General features: G+C 45.5%; 2 protein-coding genes. Both read left to right on the top strand.

The features are described 5' to 3' along the window. Nucleotides 1-799, top strand: a 799-nt coding sequence (locus AB0M22_RS45730) for an IS30 family transposase (protein WP_364740354.1), incomplete at its 5' end; no start/stop codon positions are given. 41 nt (nucleotides 800-840) lie between these two features. Then, the coding region (locus tag AB0M22_RS45725; RefSeq protein WP_364740351.1) for an aldo/keto reductase at nucleotides 841-1,021 on the top strand (181 nt) is incomplete at its 3' end.

The following is a 1,021-nucleotide window of genomic DNA, read 5'->3' as shown; positions in this document are numbered from 1 at the left end:
GCCGGAGAACTCGATGGTGGTGACGGCGAGCGTCGGGGTGGCGGTGTTCGACGGCGGCGGTGATCCGCCGAAGCCCGGTTCGCTGATCCTGCGTGTTCGTCCGAGTAAACTCACGACTGAGATTGATTGTTATGTGAGTACACGTCTTAAAGAAGACAAGGACTCTTTGGAAGTCATTCATCAGGCTCTAAAAGGAGTTTCTCTGAGCAGCCTCTACAATTGGGTCAACTGGGGCTGGTTAGAAGCCAAGCGTCATCATCTTTTCTATCCGCAGTATAAGGCGGCAAAGAAAATCAAACCTCGTGCGCCAAAGCATCCTTTTGGTAAGTCTATTGAAGAACGGCCTGAGTTCATTAACAATCGCTTAGAAGTGGGGCATTACGAGATTGACACGGTCATTCTTACGAGAGCTAAGAACAAGGTGCTTTTGACGCTCACAGAGCGAAAATACCGCACGGAGATCATTCGCTTGATTGATGGGAAAACAGCACAGGCGGTCAATGATGAGCTGGTGGAACTTCAAAAAAGTTATGACTTCAAATCCATTACCCCTGACAATGGCCATGAATTTGCAAGGCTCTCTGAGGTCGTAAGCTGTCCAGTTTACTATGCACACGCCTACGCGAGCTTTGAGCGAGGGACGAATGAAAACCATAACCGAATGATTCGTAGGCATCTGCCAAAAGGCACAACAAAGACGACCCCTGAAGAAGTCGCCGCTATCGAGTATTGGATGAACCATTATCCAAGAAAAATGTTCAACTATAAGAGTTCATATGAGATGAGCTTGGCTGGCTAACTTGGACTTGCAATTTGCGATAAAAAATAAAAGGAGAAAAAATGCAAAGAAAATTAACATTAAATGATGGCAATGTCATTCCCCAATTCGGTTTGGGACTTTATCAGCTTCCAGAAGGAACAGAAACGCAAAATATTGTAAAAACTGCCTTGGAATTAGGTTATCGTCATCTGGATACGGCACACGCTTATCAAAATGAAACTTCTGTCGGTCAAGCAATTC

This window comes from Nocardia sp. NPDC051756 (genome assembly GCF_040681495.1).
Lineage (GTDB): Bacteria > Actinomycetota > Actinomycetes > Mycobacteriales > Mycobacteriaceae > Nocardia.
This window is presented reverse-complemented; position numbering and strand designations above follow the sequence as displayed.